Genomic DNA, 19,854 nt, shown 5'->3' with positions numbered 1-19,854 from the left:
ATTCAAGACATCCCCGCCGAGAACCGGCTGGCGCCGCTGGGCATGGCCGGCGGGCATTTCCGTTGTCGCCGGCGCGCTCGTGATTGCCATGATCGCCGGCCTGATCCAGGTCGGCGCCAAGGTCGAGCGCAACCGGAAGGCCGACGAAGCGGCACTGCGGGAAATGCAGGTCGCCTACGAAGCACGCAAGGCCTCGCTGAATGGCCAGCCGACTGCAGATGCGCCCATCGAAGCGCCGCCAGCGGATGAAGGAACGTTGTTGCAGCGCGCCGCCGCGATCATGACCAAGTTCCAGCGCCAGGCCAGCGCCGCGGACATCGCCTACATGCAAACGCTCGCAGGCCTGCAACTGGAGCAGGTGCTGTCGCCGCAACGGTTGACCTCGCGGGAAGGCATCGCGCGGAATCGCGCTGCGCTGGAGCAGGCGCAAGCGGGCCTGCGCGAGTACGACGCGGCGAGCAGCGCACGGCTTGCGGCGTTCGAGGCCGAGATCATGGGACTGAAGGACGCGCGCGGATTCGCGGCCTTCGCGCGTGGCTTCGAGGCCCAGCGCAAGAAGACCTACGCACGCAACGCGCGTGCACTGACCAACCAGCGACAGATGTTCGACGCGGCCCTGGCGGTCACCGAGTTCATGGCCGGGCGCGTCCACAGCGCACGGGTGGAGGGCGACGCGCTGATGTTCCAGACGGACGCCGAGGTGACGGAGTACAACCGCCTGATCGGCGCAGTGCACGCACTCGCGGCAGAGGAGGAGCGCATCCGTGCCGAGACCATGGCGTCGCTGGACGAGCATGCCGAGAAGGCCCGGACGCTGAAAGTCGGGCCCTGACGCCGCCAGCCGCTCGGATGACGCGCGTGCGCCCGGCCGCACGCGGCCTTCATCGCGGGCCGTGCCTCACCCCAGCTATATCGAAGTTAGCACTAGATGAGCGTCGGTGAAGCGCCGCGAAGACGCCCGCCACCTTCAGGCGGATCTCGCGCCTCACGGCTGGGTACCGTCGGCGATCGACCCGGGCTCGAACCCCGGAGAACACCCCTCTTTTCGACGATCCGGAAGTGGTGCTTCTTGTCGCCGGTACGGGGGCACCCGATCGTAACGCCGCTTTCGCAGGCATTTACAAGAATCTGACGATGGACGGCGTAGAAGCGGAGGTGCCCCGCCATCGCGTCGTCGTTGGCCGGGCGCACGTCCTGAGACAAGTGCAGTCGAAGCTGGTGCCCCCTTGCCCGGAGCCTGCCGTCATGACCCACGATTCGCTTACAGACGAACTGCTTTCCCAACTGCCCATCAATCGGGATACACGCTGGACCGCCGGGTCGCTGGGCCTGGACGAAGCCGCTTTCGACGCGGTCGCCCAGCGACTGCTCGAACTGGAAACCGTCGGCGCGGTCGACGTGATGAATCTTTCACGGGACGCGAGCAACGGCCTGCGCCGATTGAACGCCATCCGCTTCATGCGGGTGGCCTGACGCCCTGGATTCAGGCGATGGCGCGCGCCGCCTCGACGGGGCGCAACGTGGCCACGCCATGGCCCTGCTCACCGAGGTACTCGAGCCACTTGCCGAGGAAGGTGTTCATCCGCATGCGATGGCTGATGACTTCCGCCGGCGGCGGATACAGCCCGATCACGTCCTGCCAGCGGCGGCCGACATAGCAGTGCGTCGCTTCGGCCTGGTGTGCGTCGCGGTACAGCCGCACGAAGGCCGAAGGGTCGGGCTCGCCGGTCAGCGGATCGCACAGGTCGTAGGTCAGCCTCAGCTCCACCGTGTAGCGATGGGTTTCGATGACTTCCAGGCGGACATCCAGCCCGTCGCCAATGGAAGACACGTACAGGCCGGGCGCCAGGTGTTCCGGGGCGAACAGCCGCAGCAGCCGCGCGTGGTTCTCCGCATACAGCGCCATCAGCCAGCCGAATCGGCTGAGCCGGGGGATGCGTGCGGTGCGGGCCAGGGCCTGGGACATGGCTCGATCCTACACGCGTAAATCCCTGCGCGGCAGCATTGACGCCCGCCATCGTGCGGCCTAAGTTAAGGATCTGCCGCCCGTGGATTTCCGGGCCGGCGCCGCACCCTCCCCGCTCAATACATCTCGCGCTGCAGGCCCAGCGTGGACAGCACCTTGCTCGAGATTTCCTCGATCGACTTGTTGGTGGTGCTCAACGTGGGCAGGCGTTCCACCTGGAACATCGCTTCCGCCGCTGCGACTTCGCGCTTGCAGGTCTCCAGCTTCGAATAGGTCGAGTTCGGGCGACGTTCCTGCCGGATCTGCTGCAGCCGCTCCGGGTCGATGGTCAGCGCGAACAGCTTGCGGCGATACGGACGCAGGCGCGCCGGCAGGCGATCGGTTTCCAGGTCGCCGTCGGTCAGCGGGTAGTTCGCCGCGCGCACGCCGTAGTGCAGCGCCAGGTAGACGCACGTGGGCGTCTTGCCCGCACGCGACACGGCGACCAGGATCACGTCGGCCTCGTCGTAGCTCACCGCCATGCCATCGTCGTGGGTCAGCGCGAAGTTCATCGCGTTGATGCGGCGGTGGTAGGTCTCGAAATCCACCAGGCCATGCGCCTGTCCGACGCGCGACTGGCGCTGCTCGCCCAGTTCGCGCTCCAGCGGCTCGATGAAGGGCGCGAACACATCCAGCATCAGCGCGCCGCTTTCCGCGATGAGCGCGCTCAGCGCCGGATCCACGCAGGAGCTGACCACGATGGGCCGCGCGCCCATCCGCTCACCCGTGCGACGGATGCGGTCCGCGGCGTCCCGCGCCTTCTCCTCATCGTCCACGAAGGACAGCCGGTCGGTCTGGAACCGCATTCCCGCGAACTGGGTCAGCAGGCTGTGGCCGATGGTCTCGGCCGTGATACCGGTGCCATCGGATACGTAGAACACCGGGCGCAGTTCAGACATGGCCACTTTCCCCCTGCTTCACCATGGAAACCCCTGTCAAATCAAGCTTGTCTGCAATTGGTATGCACTGCATCATATCGCTTCTTCCCCCTAGACACGGCCCCACGCCGGCGGTCCTCGGCGCGGTGCGGTCCATTTCGGAGCAATGCGCTTGAACGAGAACATCCTGTGGCTGCACGAGCTGCGCCTGGCCGATCTGGCCCGCGTCGGCGGCAAGAATTCGTCGCTGGGCGAGATGATCGGCCACCTGGCCAACCTGGGCGTCTCGGTGCCGGGCGGCTACGCGACCACGGCGGAGGCCTTCAAGGCGTTCATCGCCCACAACGATCTCTCCAAGCGCATCTTCGACAAACTGGCCACGCTGGACGTGGAAGACGTGCCCGCCCTCACCGCGGCAGGCAAGGAAATCCGCGGCTGGGTGATCGATGCACCGCTCCAGCCCGACCTGGACGCCGACATCCGTGCCGCCTACGCCAAGCTCTGTGCCGACAATGGCGGCGGTGACATCGCCGTTGCCGTGCGCTCGTCGGCCACCGCCGAAGATCTGCCCGACGCCAGCTTCGCCGGCCAGCAGGAAACCTTCCTCAACGTCACCGGCGCCGACGACGTCGTGCACAAGGTCAAGGAAGTCTTCGCCAGCCTCTACAACGACCGTGCCATCGCCTACCGCGTGCATCACGGCTTCAAGCACGAAGACGTGTTCCTGTCCGCGGGCGTGCAGTTGATGGTGCGCTCGGGCGTGGGTGCATCCGGCGTGCTGTTCACCCTCGACACCGAATCCGGCTTCCGCGACGTGGTGTTCGTCACGTCCTCCTTCGGCCTGGGCGAGATGGTCGTGCAGGGCGCGGTGAACCCCGACGAGTTCTACGTCTACAAGCCCACCCTGAAGCAGGGCAAGCCGGCGATCCTGCGGCGCGCGCTCGGCAGCAAACTGCTGCGCATGGTCTATTCCGACGTGCCGGGCGAACGCGTGAAGATCGAAGACACGCCGGCCGACCAGCGCGGCCGCTTCTCGATCAGCGATGCCGACGTACAGGAGTTGTCGAAGCAAGCGCTCGTCATCGAGCAGCACTACGGCCGCCCGATGGACATCGAATGGGCGAAGGACGGGGTGACCGGCAAGTTGTTCATCGTGCAGGCCCGCCCGGAAACGGTGAAGTCGCGGGCGAAGGCCACGCAGATCGAACGCTATGCGCTGGAGAAGCGCGGCGACGTGATCGCCGAAGGCCGTGCCATCGGCCAGAAGATCGGCAGCGGCGTGGCCCGCGTGGTGCGCTCGCTGGACGACATGGCCCGCGTGCAGCCCGGCGACGTGCTGGTGGCCGACATGACCGACCCCGACTGGGAGCCGGTGATGAAGCGCGCCAGCGCCATCGTCACCAATCGTGGCGGCCGCACCTGCCACGCCGCGATCATCGCGCGCGAACTGGGCGTGCCCGCCGTCGTCGGCACCGGCAACGCGCTGGACCACATCACGGACGGCGTCGAAGTGACCGTGAGCTGCGCCGAGGGCGACACCGGCTTCATCTACGCCGGTGCCCTCCCCTTCGAGCGCACCACCACCGATCTCGCCGCGATGCCGGCCGCGCCGCTCAAGATCATGATGAACGTCGCCAACCCCGAGCGCGCGTTCGACTTCGGTCAGCTGCCCAATGCCGGCATCGGCCTGGCGCGCCTGGAAATGATCATCGCCAGCCATATCGGCGTGCACCCGCTGGCCCTGCTGGACTACGACCGCCAGGAACTGGACGTCCGCAAGAAGATCGATGCCAAGACGGCCGGCTACGCCGACCCGGTGAGCTTCTACGTGGACCGGCTGGCCGAGGGCATCGCCACCATCACCGCTTCGGTCGCGCCGAATCCGGTGATCGTGCGCCTGTCGGACTTCAAGTCGAACGAGTACGCCAACCTCATCGGCGGCAGCCGCTACGAGCCGCATGAAGAAAACCCGATGATCGGCTTCCGCGGCGCCAGCCGTTACGTCGATCCGTCGTTCGAACCCGCTTTCGCGCTGGAGTGCCAGGCCGTGCGTCGCGTGCGCGACGAGATGGGCCTGGACAACCTCTGGGTGATGATTCCGTTCGTCCGCACGTTGGAAGAAGGACGCAAGGTCATCGACGTGCTCGCGAAGCACGGCCTGCGCCAGGGCGAGAATGGACTGAAGATCATCATGATGTGCGAGGTGCCGTCGAACGCGCTGCTCGCCGAGGAATTCCTCGACATCTTCGATGGTTTCTCGATCGGCTCGAACGACCTGACCCAGCTGACGCTCGGCCTGGACCGCGATTCCAGCATCGTCGCCAACCTGTTCGACGAGCGGAACCCCGCGGTCAAGAAGATGCTGTCGATGGCGATCAAGGCCGCGCGCACCAAGGGCAAGTACATCGGCATCTGCGGCCAGGGCCCCAGCGACCATCCGGACCTCGCGGAATGGCTGATGGCCGAGGGCATCGAGTCGGTATCGCTGAATCCCGATACCGTCGTCGACACCTGGCTGCGCCTGGCGAAGACCAAGGCCGGCTGATGCCGCAGGCGACCGTCTTCACGTGAAGACGGTTAACATCGCCTCATGTCACTGCACGCCCCTGATGGGGCGTGCCGTTTTTCAGGAGCCCCGATGTCCGTCCCCGCCAAGACCCCGCCCGCCCTGCCCGAGATTCCGACCGAGCCCGCTGCGCTGATGCAGGAATTGCGTGGCATCGATTGGTTGCAATTGCTGGAGACATGGGGCCTCAAGCTGCTGGCCGCCGCCGTCATCTTCCTGGTCGGCATGTGGCTCGCCAAGCGGCTCAGTCTGGGTCTGGAGCGTGTACTTAGTCGCACCCATGCCGATGCGACGCTGGGCGGTTTCCTGCGCCGCGCAAGCTATGCCGCGATGATGGTGCTGGTCATCATCACTGCGCTCACCTCGCTGGGCGTGAACCCGACCTCGATGCTGGCGGTGCTGGGTGCGGCCGGCCTGGCCGTCGGCCTGGCGCTGAAGGATTCGTTGTCCAACATCGCCTCGGGCGTGATGCTGATCGTGCTGCGCCCGTTCCGCGATGGCGATTTCGTGCAGGCAGCGGGCCTGGAAGGCATCATCGAGGAAGTGCGCATCTTCCAGACCCGCATGCGCACGCTGGACAATCGCCTGATCGTGCTGCCGAACAGCCTGATCACCACGGCGCCGATCATCAATTTCACCGCCAAGCCGAGGCGCCGCATCGACATCCCGGTGGGTGTAGGCTACGACGATGACCTCAAGCAGGCCAAGGCGATCCTGCTGAAGCTCGCGCAGGACCATCCCCACGTGCTGGACGAACCCGCGCCGAGCGTGATCGTCAGCAAGCTGAGCGAGAGCAGCGTCGACCTGATCCTGCTTGCATGGACGAAGACCAAGGACTTCGGTGAGACCAAGAGCGACCTGATCGAGGCCGTACGCACCGAGATCATCGGCCAGGGCCTCAACATCCCCTACCCCCAGCGCGACCTGCACGTGTATCACCACAACGGCGATGGCACGCCACTGGGCGACATCATCACCAAGGGTGTCGTCGACGATGGCGACGTGGCCAAGCCGGCCACGTAATCGCCTTCCGGCTTACTCGCCGGCCAGCGCGGCCATGTGCTTGCGGTAGTGCCGCAGTTCCTCGATCGAATCGCGCACGTCGCTCAGGGCCGTGTGGCTGGCCTGCTTGCGCACGCCTTCGAGCACCTGCGGCGCCCAGCGGCGCGCCAGTTCCTTCAGTGTGCTGACATCCAGGTTGCGGTAGTGGAAATACTTCTCCAGCCGCGGCATCAGCCGGTGCAGGAAGCGCCTGTCCTGGCAGATCGAATTGCCGCACATCGGCGACGCACCGGCGGGCAGCCACTCGTGCAGGAAGGCCACCGTGCGCGCCTCCGCCTCGCCGATCGTCACCTGGCTCTCGACCACGCGCTGCCATAGGCCCGACTTGCCGTGCTGGTTGCGATTCCAGTCGTCCATGGCCTCCAGCACCGCCACCGGGTGGGCGATCGCGAACTCCGGCCCTTCGGCCAGCACATTCAACTTGGAATCGGTGACCACCGTGGCGATCTCGAGGATGGAATCGCGATCGGTATCGAGCCCGGTCATTTCAAGGTCGATCCAGATCAGGCGGTCGTTGTTCGCGTTTTGGGATGCCATGCACCTGTCCGTGATGGGAGCGGCCGGGGAATCCCGCCACTGGAATGCGGGCGAGCCGCATCATGTCATGATAACGCAGCCTCTTCCTGCGACCGGCCCATGAATCCCTCGACCGATCACGCCGTCCTCACCGCGATGCTGGCGCCGGCCTTCTTCCTGACGGCCACCGCATCGCTGCTGCTCTCGGCCAACAACCGCCTCGCCCGCATCATAGATCGCGCACGCACGCTGCTGCGCGAACTGGCGGACGTGGAGGACGACGCGGAACGCGGCCTGCTCGAGAAGCGCATCGGCCTGCAGCGCCTGCGCAGCCTGATCATCCTGCGTGCGGGCCAGTTGCTTTACACCGCGATCAGCTGCTTCGTCGGCACCAGCCTGGCGGTCGCGGTGGACACGTTCACGGGACACCGGCTGGGTTCGCTGCCGACCTGGCTGGCTGCGCTCGGCGTGGTCGCGATGCTGGCGGCCAGCCTGCTGCTCGCGCGCGAGTCGACGCTGGCGGTCACCGCGATCAACGAAGAGATGGATCACCGCAAGGTGAAGCGGAAGATGCCCGCTTCGACGGCCTAGACCAGCGGCCGTCCGCGCTTCGCGCGGAAGTAGTTGGTCAACCGGCGCCCCGCGTCCTCGCCCAGCACGCCGCCTTCGACCTCGATGCGGTGGTTGTGGCGCGGATCGGCGATCAGGTCGAATACGCTGCCGCACGCGCCCGTCTTGGGATCGGCGGCGCCATAGACCACGCGCGCCACCCGTGCATGCACCATCGCCATCGCACACATGGCGCAAGGTTCGAGGGTGACGTACAGCGTGCTGCCTACGAGACGATGGTTGCCGAGCGCGCGGCCCGCTTCGCGCATCGCCACGATCTCGGCATGCGCCGTGGGGTCGTGGTCGAGGATGTTGCGGTTCCAGCCTTCGCCCAGCACCTGTCCGTCGGCGCCCACCAACAGGGCACCGACCGGGATTTCATCGAACTCGCGCTGGGCACGGTCCGCCAGGGCGAACGCGTGCCGCATCCAGTGCTCGTCGTCGTGGCCAGCCATCACTCCCACTCGATGGTGGCCGGCGGCTTGCCCGAGATGTCGTAGACCACGCGCGAGACGCCGCGCAGTTCATTGATGATGCGGTTCGAGACCGTGCCAAGGAAATCGTACGGCAGGTGCGCCCAGTGCGCGGTCATGAAATCGATCGTCTCGACCGCACGCAGCGCGATGACCCACTCGTACGCACGCGCATCGCCCACCACGCCCACCGACTTGACCGGCAGGAATACGGCGAACGCCTGCGAGGTCTTGTCGTACAGATCGGCCTTGCGCAGCTCGTCGATGAAGATCGCATCGGCCTTGGCCAGCAGGTCGGCGTATTCCGGCTTCACTTCGCCCAGGATGCGCACGCCCAGGCCGGGACCCGGGAACGGATGGCGGTACACCATGGTGCGCGGCAGGCCGAGTTCGACGCCGAGGCGGCGCACTTCGTCCTTGAACAGCTCGCGCAGCGGCTCCACCAACCCCAGCTTCATGTGCTCCGGCAGGCCACCGACGTTGTGGTGGCTCTTGATGACGTGCGCCTTGCCGGTCTTGCTGCCGGCCGACTCGATCACGTCCGGATAGATCGTGCCCTGCGCCAGCCACTTGGCGTTCTTCAGCTTGTTCGATTCTTCCTCGAAGATCTCGACGAACAGGTTGCCGATGATCTTGCGCTTGGCTTCCGGGTCGGCAACGCCTTCCAGCGCCTTGAAGTAGCGGTCAGCCGCATTGACGCGCACGACCTTGACGCCCATGTGCTCGGCGAACATCGCCATCACCTGGTCGCCTTCCTGCCAGCGCAGCAGGCCGGTGTCGACGAACACGCAGGTCAGCTGGTCGCCGATCGCCTTGTGCAGCAGCGCGGCCACGACCGACGAGTCCACACCGCCGGAAAGGCCGAGGATCACCTCGTCCGAGCCGACCTGGTCGCGCACGCGGGCGATCTGGTCGTCGATGATGTTGGCGGCCGTCCACAGCGTCTTGCAGCCGCAGATGTCGGCGACGAAGCGCCGCAGCAGCGTCTGGCCCTGCTTGGTGTGCGTCACTTCCGGATGGAACTGCACGCCGTACCAATGCTTCTCTTCCAGCGCCATCGCCGCGACCGGAATGCGGTCGGTGGTCGCGGTGATCGTCCAGCCCGGCGGCGCCTGCGCGACATGGTCGCCGTGGCTCATCCACACGTCGATGCGCGGCTCGCCCTGGTGGTCGCTCAGGCCGCCGAGCAACGCGTCGTGCGCCACCAACTGCACTTCGGCGTGGCCGAACTCGCGCGCGTCGGCGGCTTCCGTCGCGCCACCCAGCTGTGCGGCCAGGGTCTGCATGCCGTAGCAGATGCCCAGGATCGGCAGGCCGCTATCGAATACCTGCTGCGGTGCGGCCGGTGCGCCGTGCTGGGTCGTCGATTCCGGGCCACCCGACAGGATGATGCCCTTGGCGCCGAATTTCGCGATCTCCTCCGGGTCGTGGTCCCACGCCCAGATTTCGCAGTAGACGCCGATCTCGCGGATGCGACGGGCGATCAGCTGCGTGTATTGCGCGCCGAAATCGAGGATGAGGATCTTGTCGGTGTGGATATTCGTCATGGTGTCCTGCAGCTGTAAACGAAGAAGGGAAACGCTGGCGTCTCCCTTCTCTGGCAACGATCAGCCCATCCGGTAGTTCGGTGGCTCTTTGGTGATCTGCACGTCGTGGACGTGGCTCTCGCGCTGGCCGGCGCCCGTGATGACCACGAACTTCGGCTTGCTGCGCATGTCCTCGATGGTCGCGCAGCCCACGTAGCCCATCGTGGCGCGCAGGCCGCCGACCAGCTGGTGGATGATGCCGCCGACCGAACCGCGGTACGGCACGCGGCCTTCGATGCCTTCCGGCACGAGTTTGTCGGCGTCGCTGGCGTCCTGGAAGTAGCGGTCCTTCGACCCCTTCTCCATCGCACCCAGGCTGCCCATGCCGCGGTAGCTCTTGTAACTGCGGCCCTGGAACAGTTCGACTTCGCCCGGTGCTTCCTCGGTGCCCGCGAACAGGCCACCGATCATCACCGTGGAAGCACCGGCGGCGATCGCCTTGCCGATGTCGCCCGAGTAGCGGATGCCGCCGTCGGCGATCAGCGGAATGCGGTCCTGCAAGGCTTCGGCCACCATGTCGATCGCGGTGATCTGCGGCACGCCCACGCCGGCCACCATGCGGGTGGTGCAGATCGAACCCGGGCCCACGCCGACCTTCACCGCGTCGGCACCGGCATCCATCAATGCGAGCGCAGCGTCGCCGGTGACGATGTTGCCGCCGATGACCTGCAACTGCGGGAAACGCTTCTTGACCCAGCTGACGCGATCCAGCACACCCTGCGAATGGCCATGCGCGGTGTCGACGATGATGACGTCCACGCCCGCAGCCACCAGCGCTTCAATGCGCTGGTCGGTATCGCCACCCACGCCCACCGCGGCGCCGACGACCAGGCGGCTGGCGCTGTCCTTGGCGGCGTTGGGGTTGTCGGTCTTCTTCTGGATGTCCTTGACGGTGATCAGCCCGCGCAGGTCGAACGCGTCGTTGACCACCAGCACCTTCTCGATGCGGTGCTTGTGCAGCAGCTGCAGCACTTCGCCGTCGCTGGCGCCTTCGCGCACGGTGATCAGGCGATCCTTCTTGGTCATGATGTGGCGGACCGGATCGTCGAGCTTCGTTTCGAAGCGCATGTCGCGGCTGGTGACGATGCCGACCAGTTGGCCGCCGTCCACCACCGGCACGCCGGAGATGTTGCGGGCGCGGGTGAGCTTGAGCACTTCGGCGATGGTGGTCTCGGGCCCGACCGTGAAGGGCTCCTTGATGACGCCGGCTTCGAACTTCTTGACCTTGGCCACTTCCGCGGCCTGCTGCTCGACGGTCAGGTTCTTGTGCAGGATGCCGATGCCGCCCAACTGTGCCATGGCGATGGCCAGGCGGGCCTCGGTGACCGTATCCATGGCGGCCGAGACGATCGGCAGCTTCAGCCGCAGGTCGCGCGTCAGGCGCGTCTCCAGGCTGACATCCTTGGGCAGGACGGTGGAATGGGCGGGGACGAGGGAGACGTCGTCGTACGTCAGTGCTTCAGCCTGGATGCGCAGCATCGGCGGGCCCGGATAGTTGGGGAAGCGCGATATTGTACCGCACAACGGCGCCCGATGGCCTGCGTCGGACGGTCGCGGATGGAACGGCCCGGTGCCGTGGCCGCAACGCTGCGAGCGCCTCAGGCGCCCGCTTCGGCCGCTTCGAGGGTGTTCTGCATCAGCGTGGCCACGGTCATCGGCCCGACGCCACCCGGGACCGGCGTAATCCAGCTGGCGCGTTCCACGGCCGCATCGAAGCCCACGTCGCCGACCAGTCGGCCGTCTTCCAGCCGGTTGATGCCGACGTCGATCACCACGGCGCCCGGCTTGACCCATTCACCCGGGATCAGGCCCGGCTTGCCCGCCGCCACCACCAGGATGTCGGCGTCCCCCACCCGGGCCTGCAGGACCTCGCGGGGGGTGAACTTGTGGCAGCTGGTGACCGTGCAGCCGGCGATCAACAATTCCAGCGCCATCGGCCGGCCGACATGGTTGCTGACCCCCACGATCGTGGCATTGCGGCCGCGGACCGGCTGGTCGGTATAACCAAGCAACGTCGTGATGCCGCGCGGCGTGCACGGACGGAGGCCGAACTGGCGCAGCGCCAGGTGGCCGACGTTGGCCGGATGGAACCCATCCACGTCCTTGCGCGGGTCGATGCGCTCGATCAGGCGGGTGGCGTCCGGAATGCCGGGGAGCGGCAGCTGGATGAGGATGCCGTGGATCTTGGGATCGGCATTCAGCTGGTCGATCAACGCCAGCAACTGCGCCTCGGACGTGCCGGCTGGCAGGTCATGGTCGAAGGCCTCGATGCCGACCTTCTCGGCCGCGCGGCGCTTGTTGCGCACGTAGACGGTCGATGCCGGATCGCCGCCCACCAGCACCACCGCCAGGCCTGGCCGCGTCAAGCCGCCCGCGACACGCGCGTCCACCCGGACCTTGAGTTCGTCCAGCAGGTTCTCGGCGATGCGGCGGCCGTCCAGGATTCGGGCAGTCATGGGAACGTGGGGTGTAGAGTCGGCGCGTATTGTCCCCGATTCCGGCATGGGTGTCTGTGGAAACTGCGCCACGCACGCACCGGACACCGTTTCGAACACCGGTTTCGCGACCGACATCGCTCCCTTTCGCTGCTCCCTGGAACCACCCTCGATGACCGACACCACTGCCCTGGAGGCCGCCGCCTTCCGTCGCCTGCTCAAGCACCTCAACGAAGATCGCACCGATGTGCAGAACATCGACTTGATGATCCTCGCGGGTTTCTGCCGCAATTGCCTCGCGGACTGGTACCGCGAAGCCGCCGACGCGGCAGGCGTGGCGATGGACAAGGAGCAGGCCCGCGAACATATCTATGGCATGCCCTTCGCCGACTGGAAGGTGCGCTACCAGCGCGAGGCGACGCCCGAGCAACTGGCCGCGTTCAAGGCCGCGCAGGAGCGGCATGGGTAGGCCGCAACGGATGCTGGCCTGGGCCGCAGGCGCCCTCCTCGCGACATATCTCGCCCTGTGCGCCCTGCTCTACCTGCAGCAGCGGCGACTGATCTATTACCCGCAGTTCACCCGGGTGGACGCCACGCAGACGGATTTCGCCCTGCCACGGTCCGGGGCGGTGCTGCGGGGATGGGTCGTGAACCCCGGTCAACGCGACGCCGTGCTGTACTTCGGCGGCAACGCGGAATCCGTGGACGCCAACCGCGAGGCATTCACCCGTGCGCTGCCCGCGCACACGGTCTACCTGGTGGCGTATCGCGGCTATGGCGCCAGCGACGGTGAGCCGACGGAAGCCAGCCTGCTTGCCGACGCGCTGGCCCTGCACGATGAGGTCGCCAGGCGGCATCCCGCCGGCGAGGTGGATGTGGTCGGCCGCAGCCTGGGCAGCGGCGTGGCCAGCTACGTTGCGTCCGAGCGCAAGGTGCCGGCGCTGGTGCTGGTGACGCCGTTCGACAGCCTGGCCGCTGTCGCCCAGGCGCATTACCCGATGTTCCCCGTGCGCCTGTTGCTCAAGGACCGATACGATTCACGTGCGTGGTTGCCGCGTCACCAGGGAAAACTGCTGGTCCTACGGGCAGGTCGCGATACCGTCGTACCACCCCCGCATACAGACCGGCTGCTCGATGCCTTTCCGGGGCACGCTGACGTGGTCGACTTCCCCACCGCCGGCCATGACGATCTGTCGCTGGATCCGGCCTACGACGCGGCGCTCACGACGTTCCTGGAACCCCGCAACCCCTGAGCGTGCCGGCTATTCCTCTTCTTCCTCGCCGATGATTTCGGCGGCCTCCTCGTTGAGCGCCTTCGCTTCGCGCTTGGGCTTGGTGAACGGCGTCGGCGTGGGCTTGGTGTGCTTGGCGTTGCCATACAGCGCCGGGATGCCGGACCGCAGGTCGCCGCCGGCGATCTCGAGTTCCAGGCGCTCGGCATCGCGCCTGCGGATTTCCAGCGCGATGGTCTCGGCATCCTCGCGCGCGATGCCCACGCTCATCAGCGCCGCCTTGCCGAACTCCACCGCGGATTCGAACGTCTCGCGGATCTGGTAATCGACCCCTGCGCCGATCAGCGCCAGCGAATGCTCGCGGTCGAACGAGCGCACCAGCACCTGGGCCTGCGGGAACTCGTGCTTGACCAGTTCCACGATGCGGCTCGCCGCATCCTTGTCGTCGATGCAGATCGCGATGGACTGCGCCGTCTGCGCACCGCAGGCGCGCAGCACATCGAGCCGGGTGCCGTCGCCGTAGTAGATCTTGAAGCCGAATTCTTCGGCGCTGCGGATCATCTCGATGTCGGTGTCGATGATGGTCACGTCCACGTCGCGCGCCAGCAGCGACTGGCTCATCACCTGGCCGAAGCGTCCGAACCCGATGATCAGCACGCTGCCGGACAGGCCCTTGGCTTCCTCGATACCTTCCATCGATGGCGCGTCCGGGTGGGTGAAGCGGCGCAGCAGCAGCACGAACAGCGGGGTCAGCGCCATCGACAGCACCACGATGGCGGTGAGGTTGGCGTTGACCGTCGCATCGATGATGCCGGCCGCGGCCGCGGCGGCGAACAGCACGAAGGCGAACTCGCCGCCCTGCGCCATCAGCACGGCGCGATCCAGGGCTTCGGCATGCGGACTGCGTGTCACCCGCGCGACGACGTAGATGCAGGCCGCCTTGACCACCATCATCGCCAGCACCGCGCTGACGATCAGCGGCCAGTTGCTCGCCACCACGCCGAGGTCGAGCGCCATGCCCACGCCGAGGAAGAACAGGCCCAGCAGGATGCCGCGGAACGGCTCGATGTCGGCTTCGATCTGGTGGCGGAAGGTGGATTCCGACAGCAGCACGCCCGCCAGGAACGCGCCCATCGCCATCGACAGGCCACCCAGTTGCATCAGCAGCGCGGCGCCCAGCACGACCAGCAACGCCGCCGCTGTCATCACTTCGCGCGCCTTGGCTGCCGCCAGCACGCGGAACAAGGGATTGAGCAGCCAGATGCCCGCGGCGATCAGGCCGGCCAGCGAGGCCACGCCGATGCCGATGGCGATCCAGCGCGACCCTTCTTCCGGCTGCACCACCTGCGGCGACATGAAGGCGACCAGCACCAGCAGCGGCACGATCAGCAGGTCTTCGAACAGCAGGATGGAGACGACCTTCTGCCCATGCGGCAGCGCCACGTCGCCCCGCTCGGCCAGCAATTGCATCACCACGGCCGTGGAGGTCAGCACGAAGCCCATGCCCCCGATGAACGAGACGGCCAACGGATAGCCGAAGGCCAGCCCCACGCCCGTCAGCAACACCGTGCATACCGTGATCTGCAATGCACCCAACCCGAAGATCTGCTTGCGCAGGCTCCACAGGTGGCTGGGCCGCATCTCCAGCCCGATGACGAACAGGAACATCACCACGCCCAGTTCGGCGACGTGCAGGATGGATTGCGGGTCGTTGAACCATTTCAGGCCGAACGGACCGATCGCGAGGCCGGCGGCGAGATAACCCAGCACCGAGCCCAGGCCCAGGCGCCGGAAGATCGGCACCGTCACCACGGCCGCGCCCAGCAGCGCGACGACACTCACCAGTTGGCTGGCACCGGATTCTGCACTCATGCCGCGAGTCTACCGGATGTCGCCGGACGCGATTGTCTCAGCCGTGCTGCATCGGCAAGGCGCGGTGCCCGCTGCGACGGTAGTACGCGCCCCACACCGTGACCAGCAGCAGCACGGCGGTGGTCGATGCCCCCGCCGCCAGCAGGTTGATCCGCGGGAGCAACGGCCACGCAACGACCAGTGCTCCCATGCCGAGCAGGTGCGACAACGGGAAGCGGCCATAGACGACGCGCTTGAACAGCGCGTTGCCGAACAGGTAGACCAGCGGGCCACCGATCAGTACGGCCGCGTACTTGGGCGACACCGGATCGAGCGGATGCGCCACCACCAGGTCGTCCGCGACCGCGCTGACGATGACGCCGGCGATCAGCAGCACGTGCACATAGTGGAAGTAGGCACCAAGGCGCCCCGGATCGTCGGAATGCTCGATCACATGCGCGGCGTCGCCGCTGGAGGTGTCGAAGTACATCCACCACATCGCCACGCAGCCGACGAAGGAGACGGCGAACGCGACCCAGACGGCGAGCCCGGGATGGTGCGCATGCGCGAACGACGCGCCGGTGGCCAGCACGGATTCGCCCAGCGCGATGATGACGAACAGTTGGCAGCGCTCAGCCAGGTGGCCGCCGTCGATCGTCCAGTCGGACGTCTTCGAGCGCCCCAGGCCCGGCACCGGAAAGCCCGCCATCGGGGATGCGTACTCGCAGGCGACCGCCAGCAGCCACAGCGTCAGTCGCGTGGTGCCTTCATTGAGCCCCCCGGCGATCCAGAAAGCGGACGACACCAGCAACCAGCACAGGATCCGCAGGAAGTTGGGCGTCAACGCATGGTCGCGGCCGAGACTGCCCAGCACGAACAGCGTGCGCCCGACCTGGATGGCGACGAAGCTGATCGCAAACAACAGCCCACGCTCACCGAAGGCGTCGGGGATCGCGGCGGATACCAGCAGCGCCAGCCCCATCAACACCATCAGCATGGTGCGGATGACGAGATGCTCGGGATTGAACCAGTTGCTCACCCAGGCGGTGTATTGCCAGCCCAGCCAGACCGCGAACCAGAGCGTCGCGGTCTGCAGCACGCCCAGCGGCGTCAGGTGTTCGAGCAGGTGATGGGACAGCTGGGTGACGGCGAAAACATAGACAAGGTCGAAGAACAGCTCGACGTTGCCGACTTTCGCCGGCTGGCCGGGTGTACGCAGCAAGGGATGGACAGGTGCGATCAAGGGATGCTCCCGGGTGGAATGGAGCGTCAGCGCGCCCGCGCCTTCCACGCCAACAGCCATCCCGCCGCCACCGGCACCGCGAAGATCAGCAGTTGGATCGGCAACTCTTCCTGCAGCGAGTAACCATGGGACATGCCGGTACGCAGGTTCCACAACACGACGACCAGCCATCCGACGGTGAACAGCGCCGCGACCAGGCGCCGCCTGCCGGCGCCCGCCGACCACAGGGCGATTCCCACGATCACCAGCCCGACAACGATGAGGATCAGGGTCCGCATGGTGGTTGCTCCATTTGAGTTGGGCGCGTTCGCCCACGGTAGCGCAAAGGCGACCCGGGGGTGGAGGGGACGACAAGGCCCCTCCCCCTTTTCCCTTACTTGGTGGTGTAGCCGCCGTTGATGAGGATCGTCTGCCCGGTGATCCACCAGCCATCGCTCACCAGATGGCGGATGAAGGGCACCACGTCCTGGATGTCGGTCAGCCCTGTCTTGCTGAAGGGCGACAGCGCCGCGGCGGTCTTGTGGTACGCCACCGCGTCGGCCCCTTCCGCCGGATAGAAGAACGGCGTATCCATCGGGCCTGGGCCGATCGCGGTCACCGAGATGCCACGTGCGCCGAATTCCTTCGCCGCCGCGCGGGTGAAGTGCTCCACGGGCGCCTTGGTGCCCGCGTACGACGCATAGAACGGCGTGAACGCGCCCAGCAGCGAGGTGACCAGCGTGACGACCTTGCCGTTGTCGTTGACGTGCCGCCCCGCCTCCTTGAGGAAGAAGAATGCGGCCTTGGCGTTCACTGCGGACATCTCGTCGTACTCGGCTTCGCTGATGTCGGTGATCGGCTTCTTGAGTACCTTGCCGACGGTGTTGATCGCGATGTCGGGCTTGCCCACCGCCGCGACCGCGTCGGCGAACAGCGTCTCCACGCCCGCCGCCGTGGTCAGGTCGCCCTGCAGTGCCACGCCGCGCGCACCGGCATCGCGGATCGCAGCGAGGGTCTGTTCCGCGTCGGCACGGCTCGCGTCGCTGTTGTAGTGGATGGCGACGGCGGCCGCACCGTGTTGCGCGAGGTCGCGGGCAATCAGGCCGCCAAGGTTCTTGGCGCCGCCGGCAATCAGGGCGACTTTGCCCTGGATGGAATGATCGGTCATGGGAATGCTCCTGGCAGGGGACGGAACCTGGCGGCGGCGCCCCGGTTCGATGCACCGGTGGGCAGAAGCGGCGAGGCGCGTCTAAGATGCGGTGGAAGCACTCCGGCGGGCTTTCATGATGTCCCATCCGCTATCAAATTCTCCGGCCTCGACCCGCAGTGTCGGACCGCATGAGGCCATGCCGCAGACCGGCGACCAGGAACCCGGCCAGACGCCGCAGTACCGCGTGCTGGCGCAGGCACACTGGTCGGGCGTGGAACTGCTGCTCTGCAAGGAAGACATCCGGCAGCGCACGCTGTGGGCCATCGATGAGCCACGGCACACCGTCATCGTCCACCTCGGCGGCACGATGCGCGAACTGGATACCGAAATCGATGGGGTAGGCGCCACCCATACGCCCCCTTCCCCGGGCGACATCTGGCTGGTCCCCGCAGGAAAGCGCTACGCCAGCCAGGCTGCGGGACAGGTCATCACGTATGCCGAGCTGCGCGTCTCGCCGACGGCGGATGTGGACGTGGGTGCGGATCGGCGCGCCACTATCGACGGCCTGATGCCCCGGCTGGGGCATCGCGACGAGTTCCTCCACTACAGCGTCGCGCGGCTGGGACGGCTGAGCCAACAGGACGATGACCTGTCGGCCATGATGGCCGAGCGCCTGCAACTGCTGCTACGCCAGCACCTCTATGACGGTTACCGGCTCCCTGCCGTGCCGGTGACGGCGCCGAGCTCGCTGTCGGCCCATAACGCGCGACAGCTGAGCGACCACATCGAGAACGCGCTGGGCCAGCGCATCGCGCTGTCCGACCTTGCCACGCTCGCCGGCATGAGCGTGCACCAGTTGCTGATCGCGTTCCGGCGCACCTTCGGCACCACGCCGGCGCAGTACATCCTGGCGCAGCGGCTGCGCCGGGCGCGTTGGTACCTGCTGAACCGCAACGACGACATCACCGATATCGCGCTCGCCTGCGGTTTCGCCAGCCACAGCCATCTGAGTGCCGCGTTCAAGCGGGACACCGGCATCACGCCGCGCCAGTTCCGCGACGGCTTGCGGATGCGTCCGCTGGACTGATTACCCGGCGCGGCAGAACGCCGCGTAGTCGATGTAGCCGGGGAAAGGCGTTCCGGCGGCGCACACCGGGCAATCCGGGTCATGGCGCAGGCGTGTTTCGCGGAAGCGCATCGACAGCGCATCGAACTGCAACAGGCGCCCAGCCAGGGAGTCGCCGACGCCGAGCAGCAGCTTCACGACCTCGGTGGCCTGCAGCAGCCCGATCACGCCCGGCAGTACGCCCAGCACACCGGCCTCGGCGCAATTGGGCGCGAACTCGGGCGGCGGTGGTTCCGGGAACAGGCAGCGATAACACGGAAGCTCGCCGCGATGGCGCCCGGCATCGAACACGCTCACCTGCCCTTCGAACCGCTGCACCGCACCGTACACCAACGGGATACCCAGCTTCACGCAGGCATCGTTGAGCAGATAGCGCACCGGGAAGTTGTCCGCACCGTCCAGCACCACATCCACGCCTTCCAGCAGGCGTTCGACGTTCCCGGCGGTGGCGCGCGCCTGTAAGGCTTCGACCTGCGTGCGGGGGTTGAGCGCGCCCAGCGTCGCTTGTGCCGAGGCCACCTTCGGCTCGCCGATGCGCGCCTCGGTATGCAGGATCTGCCGCTGCAGGTTGCTGCGGTCCACCACATCGTCGTCAGCCAGCCGCAGGTGACCCACGCCCGCTGCCGCCAGGTAGAACGCGGCCGGCGAACCGAGCCCACCGGCGCCGATCATCAGCACCCGCGATCGTTCGAGCCGCCGCTGCCCTTCCACACCGACTTCCGGCAGCAGCAGGTGCCTCGAGTAGCGTTCGTTGAAATCCATCGCATCGGCCGGCAGTTCGGGCCGCACGAGCGGACGCCCTTCTTCCTGCCAGCGCGATGTTCCGCCCGCCACCGAGGCCAGCCGCGAATAACCTGCGGCCTCGAGCGCGCGCGCCGCGTCCAGGGAGCGGCCGCCCTTCTGGCAGATCAGCACCACGGCGGCATCCTGTTGCGGCACGTAGTGCGCCGGAGACGCCAGCAGGTCGGCCTTGGCGACGCCGCGTGCGCCAGTTGCCTGTCCGCTCGCACGTTCGTGCTCTTCGCGTACGTCGATGAAGATGGCGCCGTCGGTCAGCCACTGGGCGACATCGGCGGGGGTGATTTCCTGGATCGGCATGCGGGGATTATCACGCACCGCATGGGCGCTGGCGGTGCTCCGGGT

Annotated in this window: 20 protein-coding genes; 8 read left to right on the top strand and 12 right to left on the bottom strand. The window is 66.9% G+C overall.

Annotated features, from left to right (window positions below; all coding sequences use genetic code 11):
• The first annotated feature begins 88 nt into the window (after nt 1-88).
• Entirely contained in the window at nt 89-832 is a 744-nt protein-coding gene (locus tag ASD72_RS03985; RefSeq protein WP_056878689.1) for a DUF3053 family protein, read from the top strand.
• A 230-nt stretch (nt 833-1,062) separates the two neighbouring features.
• Nucleotides 1,063-1,473: a hypothetical protein gene (locus tag ASD72_RS20820; protein WP_155944455.1), complete on the top strand. Its 411-nt coding sequence runs from the start codon at nt 1,063-1,065 to the stop codon at nt 1,471-1,473.
• Between the two features lie 10 nt (nt 1,474-1,483).
• On the opposite strand, the gene ASD72_RS03975 is transcribed toward ASD72_RS20820, so the two are convergent.
• Together ASD72_RS03975 and ASD72_RS03970 are read right to left on the bottom strand one after the other, a co-directional pair.
• The gene (locus ASD72_RS03975) at nt 1,484-1,966 is read right to left on the bottom strand and encodes a DUF1249 domain-containing protein (protein ID WP_056878687.1); all 483 of its coding nucleotides are present in this window, start codon (nt 1,964-1,966) and stop codon (nt 1,484-1,486) included.
• A 116-nt stretch (nt 1,967-2,082) separates the two neighbouring features.
• Nucleotides 2,083-2,904: a pyruvate, water dikinase regulatory protein gene (locus tag ASD72_RS03970; RefSeq protein ID WP_056878686.1), complete on the bottom strand. Its 822-nt coding sequence runs from the start codon at nt 2,902-2,904 to the stop codon at nt 2,083-2,085.
• Nucleotides 2,905-3,055: 151 nt separating this feature from the next.
• Between ASD72_RS03970 and ppsA the strand changes: the two genes are divergently transcribed.
• Entirely contained in the window at nt 3,056-5,428 is a 2,373-nt protein-coding gene (gene ppsA, locus ASD72_RS03965) for a phosphoenolpyruvate synthase (RefSeq protein ID WP_056878735.1), read from the top strand.
• Between the two features lie 93 nt (nt 5,429-5,521).
• Nucleotides 5,522-6,472 (top strand): mechanosensitive ion channel domain-containing protein, encoded by a 951-nt coding sequence (locus ASD72_RS03960; protein ID WP_056878685.1) that lies wholly within the window; start codon nt 5,522-5,524, stop codon nt 6,470-6,472.
• Nucleotides 6,473-6,484: 12 nt separating this feature from the next.
• On the opposite strand, the gene orn is transcribed toward ASD72_RS03960, so the two are convergent.
• Nucleotides 6,485-7,048, bottom strand: a complete 564-nt coding sequence (gene orn, locus ASD72_RS03955; protein WP_056878684.1) for an oligoribonuclease — start codon at nt 7,046-7,048, stop codon at nt 6,485-6,487.
• Between the two features lie 99 nt (nt 7,049-7,147).
• Here orn and ASD72_RS03950 point away from each other — a divergent pair, with 99 nt between their 5' ends.
• Complete coding sequence (locus tag ASD72_RS03950; RefSeq protein WP_056878683.1) at nt 7,148-7,618, top strand: DUF2721 domain-containing protein; 471 nt, start codon at nt 7,148-7,150, stop codon at nt 7,616-7,618.
• On the opposite strand, the gene tadA is transcribed toward ASD72_RS03950, so the two are convergent.
• The 4 genes from tadA to folD all read right to left on the bottom strand — a co-directional run bounded on the left by tadA (nt 7,615) and on the right by folD (nt 12,151).
• Nucleotides 7,615-8,091, bottom strand: a complete 477-nt coding sequence (tadA, locus tag ASD72_RS03945; RefSeq protein ID WP_056878682.1) for a tRNA adenosine(34) deaminase TadA — start codon at nt 8,089-8,091, stop codon at nt 7,615-7,617. The two genes, ASD72_RS03950 and tadA, sit on opposite strands and share 4 nt — an antisense overlap.
• Entirely contained in the window at nt 8,091-9,656 is a 1,566-nt protein-coding gene (guaA, locus tag ASD72_RS03940; protein ID WP_056878681.1) for a glutamine-hydrolyzing GMP synthase, read from the bottom strand. Before guaA ends, tadA begins: the two co-directional genes overlap by 1 nt.
• A gap of 60 nt (nt 9,657-9,716) precedes the next feature.
• Nucleotides 9,717-11,174: an IMP dehydrogenase gene (gene guaB / locus ASD72_RS03935; RefSeq protein WP_056878680.1), complete on the bottom strand. Its 1,458-nt coding sequence runs from the start codon at nt 11,172-11,174 to the stop codon at nt 9,717-9,719.
• 119 nt (nt 11,175-11,293) lie between these two features.
• Entirely contained in the window at nt 11,294-12,151 is an 858-nt protein-coding gene (gene folD, locus ASD72_RS03930; protein WP_200948824.1) for a bifunctional methylenetetrahydrofolate dehydrogenase/methenyltetrahydrofolate cyclohydrolase FolD, read from the bottom strand.
• A gap of 151 nt (nt 12,152-12,302) precedes the next feature.
• Between folD and ASD72_RS03925 the strand changes: the two genes are divergently transcribed.
• Both ASD72_RS03925 and ASD72_RS03920 read left to right on the top strand, forming a co-directional pair.
• Nucleotides 12,303-12,599: a DUF1244 domain-containing protein gene (locus ASD72_RS03925; protein WP_056878679.1), complete on the top strand. Its 297-nt coding sequence runs from the start codon at nt 12,303-12,305 to the stop codon at nt 12,597-12,599.
• On the top strand, nt 12,592-13,383 hold the full coding sequence (locus tag ASD72_RS03920) for an alpha/beta hydrolase (RefSeq protein WP_235577928.1): 792 nt from the start codon (nt 12,592-12,594) through the stop codon (nt 13,381-13,383). Before ASD72_RS03925 ends, ASD72_RS03920 begins: the two co-directional genes overlap by 8 nt.
• Nucleotides 13,384-13,392: 9 nt before the next feature.
• Here the strand turns inward: ASD72_RS03920 and ASD72_RS03915 are convergent, their stop codons facing one another.
• The 4 genes from ASD72_RS03915 to ASD72_RS03900 form a co-directional block, all read right to left on the bottom strand.
• Entirely contained in the window at nt 13,393-15,234 is a 1,842-nt protein-coding gene (locus ASD72_RS03915) for a monovalent cation:proton antiporter-2 (CPA2) family protein (protein WP_056878677.1), read from the bottom strand.
• A gap of 37 nt (nt 15,235-15,271) precedes the next feature.
• Nucleotides 15,272-16,456, bottom strand: a complete 1,185-nt coding sequence (locus tag ASD72_RS03910) for a low temperature requirement protein A (RefSeq protein WP_056878733.1) — start codon at nt 16,454-16,456, stop codon at nt 15,272-15,274.
• 26 nt (nt 16,457-16,482) lie between these two features.
• The gene (locus ASD72_RS03905) at nt 16,483-16,734 is read right to left on the bottom strand and encodes a hypothetical protein (protein ID WP_056878676.1); all 252 of its coding nucleotides are present in this window, start codon (nt 16,732-16,734) and stop codon (nt 16,483-16,485) included.
• Nucleotides 16,735-16,829: 95 nt separating this feature from the next.
• A complete protein-coding gene (locus tag ASD72_RS03900; protein WP_056878675.1) occupies nt 16,830-17,603 on the bottom strand; it encodes an SDR family oxidoreductase in 774 nt (257 codons plus the stop codon).
• A 178-nt stretch (nt 17,604-17,781) separates the two neighbouring features.
• Between ASD72_RS03900 and ASD72_RS03895 the strand changes: the two genes are divergently transcribed.
• Complete coding sequence (locus tag ASD72_RS03895) at nt 17,782-18,672, top strand: AraC family transcriptional regulator (RefSeq protein ID WP_056878674.1); 891 nt, start codon at nt 17,782-17,784, stop codon at nt 18,670-18,672.
• On the opposite strand, the gene moeB is transcribed toward ASD72_RS03895, so the two are convergent.
• On the bottom strand, nt 18,673-19,809 hold the full coding sequence (moeB, locus tag ASD72_RS03890; RefSeq protein WP_056878673.1) for a molybdopterin-synthase adenylyltransferase MoeB: 1,137 nt from the start codon (nt 19,807-19,809) through the stop codon (nt 18,673-18,675). It abuts the gene before it with no gap.
• Nucleotides 19,810-19,854 lie beyond the last annotated feature (45 nt).

This window comes from Pseudoxanthomonas sp. Root630, assembly GCF_001427585.1.
GTDB lineage: Bacteria > Pseudomonadota > Gammaproteobacteria > Xanthomonadales > Xanthomonadaceae > Pseudoxanthomonas_A.
The sequence above is the reverse complement of the archived record's forward strand: the minus strand, read 5'-3'. Positions and strand labels throughout refer to the sequence as shown.

Bases quoted from the DNA above. Each gene is read 5' to 3' on its own strand.
- ASD72_RS03985 (WP_056878689.1), top strand. From the start codon at position 89: ATGATCGCCGGCCTGATCCAGGTCGGCGCCAAGGTCGAGCGCAACCGG.
- ASD72_RS03975 (WP_056878687.1), bottom strand. From the start codon at position 1,966: ATGTCCCAGGCCCTGGCCCGCACCGCACGCATCCCCCGGCTCAGCCGA.
- ASD72_RS03970 (WP_056878686.1), bottom strand. From the start codon at position 2,904: ATGTCTGAACTGCGCCCGGTGTTCTACGTATCCGATGGCACCGGTATC.
- ASD72_RS03960 (WP_056878685.1), top strand. From the start codon at position 5,522: ATGTCCGTCCCCGCCAAGACCCCGCCCGCCCTGCCCGAGATTCCGACC.
- orn (WP_056878684.1), bottom strand. From the start codon at position 7,048: ATGGCATCCCAAAACGCGAACAACGACCGCCTGATCTGGATCGACCTT.
- ASD72_RS03950 (WP_056878683.1), top strand. From the start codon at position 7,148: ATGAATCCCTCGACCGATCACGCCGTCCTCACCGCGATGCTGGCGCCG.
- tadA (WP_056878682.1), bottom strand. From the start codon at position 8,091: ATGGCTGGCCACGACGACGAGCACTGGATGCGGCACGCGTTCGCCCTG.
- guaA (WP_056878681.1), bottom strand. From the start codon at position 9,656: ATGACGAATATCCACACCGACAAGATCCTCATCCTCGATTTCGGCGCG.
- guaB (WP_056878680.1), bottom strand. From the start codon at position 11,174: ATGCTGCGCATCCAGGCTGAAGCACTGACGTACGACGACGTCTCCCTC.
- folD (WP_200948824.1), bottom strand. From the start codon at position 12,151: ATGACTGCCCGAATCCTGGACGGCCGCCGCATCGCCGAGAACCTGCTG.
- ASD72_RS03925 (WP_056878679.1), top strand. From the start codon at position 12,303: ATGACCGACACCACTGCCCTGGAGGCCGCCGCCTTCCGTCGCCTGCTC.
- ASD72_RS03920 (WP_235577928.1), top strand. From the start codon at position 12,592: ATGGGTAGGCCGCAACGGATGCTGGCCTGGGCCGCAGGCGCCCTCCTC.
- ASD72_RS03915 (WP_056878677.1), bottom strand. From the start codon at position 15,234: ATGAGTGCAGAATCCGGTGCCAGCCAACTGGTGAGTGTCGTCGCGCTG.
- ASD72_RS03905 (WP_056878676.1), bottom strand. From the start codon at position 16,734: ATGCGGACCCTGATCCTCATCGTTGTCGGGCTGGTGATCGTGGGAATC.
- ASD72_RS03900 (WP_056878675.1), bottom strand. From the start codon at position 17,603: ATGACCGATCATTCCATCCAGGGCAAAGTCGCCCTGATTGCCGGCGGC.
- ASD72_RS03895 (WP_056878674.1), top strand. From the start codon at position 17,782: ATGCCGCAGACCGGCGACCAGGAACCCGGCCAGACGCCGCAGTACCGC.
- moeB (WP_056878673.1), bottom strand. From the start codon at position 19,809: ATGCCGATCCAGGAAATCACCCCCGCCGATGTCGCCCAGTGGCTGACC.